This window comes from Arthrobacter sp. YAF17 (assembly GCF_052113365.1).
In the GTDB taxonomy this organism is placed as follows: Bacteria; Actinomycetota; Actinomycetes; order Actinomycetales; family Micrococcaceae; genus Arthrobacter.
This window is the reverse complement of the sequence record NZ_JBFRDB010000042.1, coordinates 1-6,259: the sequence shown is the minus strand read 5'-3', so window position 1 is coordinate 6,259 and position 6,259 is coordinate 1. Positions and strand designations below refer to the sequence as shown.

6 protein-coding genes are annotated in these 6,259 nt (G+C 67.5%); 3 read left to right on the top strand and 3 right to left on the bottom strand.

All coding sequences use genetic code 11. From position 1 onward, the window contains the following. Positions 1–499: 499 nt before the first annotated feature. The 3 genes from AB4Y67_RS18880 to AB4Y67_RS18870 all read left to right on the top strand — a co-directional run bounded on the left by AB4Y67_RS18880 (position 500) and on the right by AB4Y67_RS18870 (position 4,011). Complete coding sequence (locus tag AB4Y67_RS18880; RefSeq protein WP_441407286.1) at positions 500–1,894, top strand: OFA family MFS transporter; 1,395 nt, start codon at positions 500–502, stop codon at positions 1,892–1,894. A gap of 1 nt (position 1,895) precedes the next feature. Further along, complete coding sequence (locus AB4Y67_RS18875) at positions 1,896–2,024, top strand: MFS transporter small subunit (protein ID WP_441407285.1); 129 nt, start codon at positions 1,896–1,898, stop codon at positions 2,022–2,024. A 124-nt stretch (positions 2,025–2,148) separates the two neighbouring features. Beyond that, positions 2,149–4,011 (top strand): gamma-glutamyltransferase family protein, encoded by a 1,863-nt coding sequence (locus AB4Y67_RS18870; protein WP_441407287.1) that lies wholly within the window; start codon positions 2,149–2,151, stop codon positions 4,009–4,011. A 59-nt stretch (positions 4,012–4,070) separates the two neighbouring features. Here AB4Y67_RS18870 and AB4Y67_RS18865 read toward each other — a convergent pair whose 3' ends face one another. The 3 genes from AB4Y67_RS18865 to AB4Y67_RS18855 form a co-directional block, all read right to left on the bottom strand. Further along, positions 4,071–4,400, bottom strand: a complete 330-nt coding sequence (locus AB4Y67_RS18865) for a VOC family protein (protein ID WP_441407284.1) — start codon at positions 4,398–4,400, stop codon at positions 4,071–4,073. Positions 4,401–4,559: 159 nt separating this feature from the next. Then, entirely contained in the window at positions 4,560–5,279 is a 720-nt protein-coding gene (locus tag AB4Y67_RS18860) for an alpha/beta hydrolase (RefSeq protein ID WP_441407283.1), read from the bottom strand. A 537-nt stretch (positions 5,280–5,816) separates the two neighbouring features. After that, a partial coding sequence (locus AB4Y67_RS18855; RefSeq protein WP_441407282.1) for an HNH endonuclease signature motif containing protein occupies positions 5,817–6,259 on the bottom strand: 443 nt, incomplete at its 5' end.

The window sequence follows — 6,259 nt, the reverse complement described above, 5'->3', positions numbered from 1 at the left end:
GCCGGGGGTCCGGCCGCCCCGGGTGGCCCTGCTGCGCGGCCGGATCGCCCGCGACAGGCGGCACCGCAGGCGCCGGCGCAGCAACATTCCGGGCAGAAGCCGTCCGGGAAGCCGGCGCCCGAGCGGCGGACACCCGCCAGGCAACCTCAGAAGTCGGCGCCTGCCCCGGCGCCGGCCAACACAGCAATGGCCGAAGCACTCCGGAGGGCAGGCCTCGGAAAGTAGCACGCAAAAGCAGGCGCCCAAAGGAGGCCCCCAAAGGAGGCCCCCAAAGGAGGCGCCAAATGAGGCCCCCAAAGCAGGCGGAAAAGAGGCCGCAGAAAAGCAGGTCACCGAGCCCAAAGCGACCGCTCATCGCGCAATTCCTACCGCTCGTCGCAGAAGTAGTACGTTTACTGTCGATCTGCACCATGATTGCCGGAGGCAACGGCCCAATAGCGGGTCTTTCGCCTCTATGCCGCAGAGACACCGACGTCTTCGACAAGCAAGGGGAGCACTTATGGGCTGGCTGGACCGTGACCGAACAATCGCCCCGCCGGGATTCAACCGGTGGCTGGTGCCGCCCGCGGCGCTCGCCGTGCACCTGTGCATCGGCCAGGCCTACGCCACGAGTGTCTACAAGACCGCGCTGGTGAAGCACTTCGGCGCCAGCCTGACAGAAATCGGCGTGATCTTCTCGATCGCGATCGTGATGCTGGGCCTTTCTGCCGCCATCATGGGCACCTGGGTGGACAAGAACGGCCCGCGCAAGGCGATGTTCACCTCGGCCGTGTTCTGGGCCAGCGGCTTCCTGATCGGCTCGCTCGGGATCTTCAGCGGGCAGTTGTGGCTGGTCTACCTCGGCTATGGCTTCGTCGGCGGCATCGGCCTGGGCATCGGCTACATCTCGCCGGTCTCCACCCTCATCAAATGGTTCCCCGACCGCCCGGGCCTCGCGACCGGCATGGCCATCATGGGCTTCGGCGGCGGCGCCCTGATCGCCAGCCCCGTCTCCACCGCGCTGCTGAAAATGTACGACCCCAACTCCGGCGCCAAGGGCTGGGTGGCCAGCGGCGACTCCGTCGGAAAGCTCTTCCTGACACTCGCCGTCGTGTACCTCGCATACATGATGTTCGGCGCGTTCACCATCAAGGTCCCGGCCGACGGCTGGAAGCCGGCCGGCTTCGACCCGGCCAAGGTCAAGGCCGCCACGCTCGTCACTACGGACAACGTCTCCGCCCGGAACTCCGTCAAGACCCGGCAGTTCTGGCTCGTCTGGATCGCCCTCTTCTGCAACGTGACAGCGGGCATCGGCATCCTCGAGCAGGCCGCGCCGATGATCCAGGACTTCTTCCGCCAGTCCGACGGCGTGTCCCTGGTGAGCGCCGCCGTCGCCTCCGGCTTCGTGGGACTGCTCTCGATCGGCAACATGTCCGGCCGCTTCGCCTGGTCCGCGACGTCGGACGTGACCGGCCGCAAGCGCATCTACATGATGTACCTCGGGGTCGGCGCGGTGCTCTACACGGTGCTGGCGCTGGCCGGCTCCAGCACCACCTTCCTATACGTGGCGCTCGCGTTCATCATCATCTCCTTCTACGGCGGAGGCTTCGCCACCGTCCCGGCCTACCTGCGGGACCTGTTCGGCACCTTCCAGGTCGGGGCGATCCACGGCCGGCTCCTGACGGCATGGTCGGCGGCCGGCATCGCCGGGCCATTGATCGTCAACGCGTTCCTCGATGCCCAGGGAAAGCCCGGCCAGTTGACCGCGGCGTCCTACCAGCCCGCGCTGCTGACCATGGTGGGGCTGTTGGTGATCGGTTTTGTCGCCAACCTGCTGGTCAAACCGGTCGATTCCCGGTTCCACGAACCACGCCCCGACCGTGTCCGCTCCGAAGAACCCGCCATGGAGGCCTGAGATGAGTACTGCGCAGACGACTGTGAACGCGTCCACCGGAAAGCTGGTGGTCGCCTGGGCGCTCGTGGGTGTGCCCCTCGGGTACGGCGTATACGAGACACTGACCCGCGTGGCGGCCCTGTTTGGCTGACGTCGACACAGGTTCCCTGGCTTCCCCGCGCACCGGCACGGCGGAGGCCGCGCCGGAGTCCCCGGTGGAGTTCACCCGGCCCGATGCGTTCACCACCCGCCCCACGCTCCAGGGCACCTTTGGGATGAGCGCCTCCACACACTGGCTTGCGACGGCGGCCGCCCAGGCGGTGCTGGAACGCGGCGGTAACGCGTTCGACGCCGCGACGGCGGGGGCCTTCGTGCTGCACGTTGTCGAGCCGCACCTGAACGGTCCCGGCGGGGACATGACCGGCGTCTTCGTCACCGGGGCCGAACCGGGCACGCCGGTGGTCCTCATGGGCCAGGGTCCGGCCCCTGCCGGAGCCACGGTGGAGCACTACCTCGCCGAAGGCCTGGAACTGGTGCCCGGCTCCGGTGCGCTGGCCGCCGCGGTTCCCGCCGCCGTCGACGCGTGGCTCCTGCTGTTGCGGGACCACGGGACCCTGGAACTGGGCGACGTGCTGGAATTCGCGATCGGCTACGCCCGCGACGGGCACCCGATGCTGGGCAGGGTCGGGACGACCATCGCGGCCGCGGCCGAGCTGTTCCAGACGCACTGGCCCACGTCGGCCGACCTGTGGATGCCCGGCGGACGGATCCCGGCCGAGGGGGAGCTGGTCCGGAACCCGGCCTACGCCCGGACACTGCAGCGGCTGGTCGACGCCGGGGCCGCCGGGTCTGAGGGGTCTTCGGATGAGACTCCGGGCGGGTCCCAGGGGAGCGGCTCCCGCGAGCGTGGCCGCGGGAAGAGCCCCGGCAACGGCTCAGGTGGGCACGCCCGCAAGGCCAGGATCGACGCCGCCCGCCGGGAATGGCGCGAGGGTTTCGTGGCCAAGGCCATGGTGGAGTCAGTCCTGACACCGCACCGGCATTCCTCCGGCACGGATCATCGGGGTGTCCTTGAACTGGAGGACCTCGCCGGGTTCGAGGCAGGCTACGAGGCCGCCGCCACCGTGGAGTTCCGGGGGCACACGATCGCCAAGACAGGGCCGTGGGGGCAGGGTCCGGCACTGCTTCAGACGCTAGCGATCCTCGAGGGGTTCGATGACCGGTATCTGGATCCGTCCACCGAGCTCGGCGTGCACACCATTCTCGAAGCCCAGAAGCTGGCACTCGCGGATCGGGAAGCGTACTACGGCGACACGGACGTTCCGCTGGAGTATCTCCTCTCCGCTGAGTACTGCGCCAGCCGCCGGGCGCTGATCGGGGAGCGGGCGTCGCACGACTTCCGGCCCGGCATAGTGCCCGGGTTTGAGCCGTATCTGCCGCCGCTGCGGACCAGCTACACACCTCCGGCGCTCGCGGGGGCGGGCTCCGGCTCCGCCGGGGCCGTCGGGCTTGGAGTGGGCGAACCGACCGTGGCGCCGAGCGGGGAGACCCGGGGTGACACCTGCCATATCGACGTCGTGGACCGCTGGGGCAACATGGTCTCGGCCACGCCGTCGGGCGGCTGGCTGCAGTCCTCGCCCGCCATCCCGGAACTGGGCTTCTGCCTCGGGACCCGGTTGCAGATGACCTGGCTGGAGCCGGGCACACCCTCGACGCTGACGCCGGGCAAGCGGCCGCGCACGACGTTGACGCCGACCCTCGTGCTGCGGGACGGACATGCTGTGACAGCACTCGGGTCGCCGGGCGGGGACCAACAGGATCAGTGGCAACTGCCGTACCTGCTCCGCACGATCGTTGGCGGCTACTCGCCGCAGCAGGCCATCGACGCGCCGACCTTTCATACGACGTCTATGCCTGGATCATTCTGGCCGCGCACCTGGGAGCCCGGTGGCGCCGTCGTCGAGGACCGGCTCGGTGAGGACGTCATCGCGGGACTTGAGCGCCGCGGTCACGTTGTCACGAGGGTGGGCGGCTGGACGCTGGGACGCCTTTCCGCCGTCGTGCGGGATCCTTCGACGGGAGTACTGCAGGCGGCGGCAAATCCCCGGGGCGCGCAGGGGTACGCCGCGGGGCGGTAGCCGCGGGCTTAGAGAGTTGCGCTGGTACTGCTCTGCCGTGAGTGGCGACACTCAGGATCTCAGCCGGTGAATTCGTTGAGCGCGATCATGTTGCCTTCTGAGTCTTTCAGGAACGCGGATTTGGCCTGGCCGAAGTCCATGACGTCCCCGCTGGCTTTGCCCTCCACTCCTGCGAAGCTGGCAGGGCCGAGAGGCTGGAACGTGGCACCGCGGGCCTTGAGGGCCTCGACGAGCTCCTCGATTCCGGTGACCATAAAACTGATCATGGGGTACGGCGGTGGCGTGCGGTCGCGCATCTCGCTCAGGGCAATGCTCGAGCCCTCCGCTGCGCCGAAAATCATGGGGTCGTCGGACGGTCCGGTCAGCAGGTCGAGGCCAAGGGACGTCACGGTAGAACCTGCGGGCTCGGTCCCCGTCTTGGGCAGGCAGGATCGGGTTGACGTAGAAACGGTTGAGCATACGTGGCGTCCTCGTTCGCAGTGCGATTGCGGATGCTTCCATCGTGGCAGAGTCCTGCCGTCAGCGGTCGGGCAGTCTGGCGACGGCTGTCAGCCGGCCGCCACAAGCCGGTCCAGAAAGCGGACCGACTCCGCGGTGACCTGCTGCTGCGCCTGTTCGCGGGAGATGCCTGGCTCGCCGTCCCCGGGTTGCTCACCGTAGTCTCCGAAAAATGCGTGCACGCCGCCCTCCACCGTTGCGTAGACGGTGGCCGGCGGGAGCAGGGGCTTTGACGCCGCGACCTTGTCCGGAGTGGTGAGGCCGTCGTTTGAGCCGGAGACCGAGAGCACCGCGAGTTCAACGGACTCCGCCATGCTGTCCGCAGGATACGAGGCAAACAGCAGGAGCCCGGCGACGTCGGGGTTCGATTTTGCGAAGGTGGACGCGCTCACTCCGCCCAGTGAATGCCCACCGACGGCCCACGACGTGATATCTGGATGCCGGTCCATGACTCCGCGGGCCTGGCCGGTGTTCAGCAGAGCGATGCCCAGAGGTACTTTCAAGATGACGACCAAATAGCCAGCGTTGGCCAGTGGGCGCAGGATGTCCTGGTAGGCGCGCGCATCAACCCGCGCCCCCGGGTAGAACACGAGACCCGCGCTGGCCTTCCCTTCCGGGGCGAGAGTGATGGTGGTGGCGTCCTCGGTGGTGGTCGTCTGCGTTGTCCCGGTTGGCTCCGTGGTCTGGCCGGCAGTAGCGCTGGGCTGGTACGGGAACGGGTTGAGCCACGCCAACCCCGCGACGAGGCCCACGGCAACAATCCGAGCCACAAGGCCGCGGAACAACTGCCAGCGCGACACCCTACGCTGTGGCTGTGGCTGTGGCTGTGGCTGTGGCTGTGGCTGTGGCTGTGGCTGTGGCTGTGGCTGTGGCTGTGGCTGTGGCTGTTGACGTTGTGGCAGGATTCCCGGGTTTTTCAGGCTGAATCGTTCAGGCAGTGTCCGTCGTTTGACGAGTCTGAACATCCAGAAGATGCCCAGTATGGCCACGGCCGAGAGCAGGATGGGCAGGGCCGGGTGACCGCCGAGTACGGCGCTGTTACCGAACAACATCCAGAGCGGGACCACGATCAGCGTTAACGCGGTTGCGAGGCCGCTCCAGTAAAGGACTGCTGAACTAAATCCCGAGGAGTCGAGCTGCGCGGCTTTCGCCGGGGCGTCCGGCGGATCATGAGCAACTGAGTTTCCAGGGCTCTCCGGTCTGGCATCTTTCACAGTTCGATGTTATCTCCATGATCGAGATATTTGGTTTCCCGGGGTTGTGTCCAAACCCTCACGCGCTGCCGCCGGTCCTTTCTAACCACGGAGTCAGGCGGCGTGGTTGAGGTCTGTGGGGTGGAAGTAGTAGTTGCGTCGGGGTTTTTGGCGTGGGTCGATGTGTGGGGGCGGGATGAACCAGGGGATGCCGGTGCGGAGTTGGATGGTCCATTGTTCTTTGTGGATCAGGTGGTGGTGGTGTGAGCAGAGCAGGGTTCCGTTGTCTGTGCCGGTGGTTCCGCCGCGGGACCAGTAGGTGATGTGGTGGGCTTCGCACCAGGGGGCGGGGATGGTGCAGCCGGGGAAGGTGCAGCCTTGGTCGCGGGTGGTGAGGGCTTTGCGGATGTGGGGCGGGAAGACCCGGGAGGCGCGGCCGATGTCCAGGATCCGTCCTTCGCCGCCGAGGAGGACGGGGATGATGTCCGCGTCGCAGGCGATTTTCCGGGCGGTGGAGGCGGTGACGGGCCCGGTGAAGAGCAGGGTTCCGGTGTGCG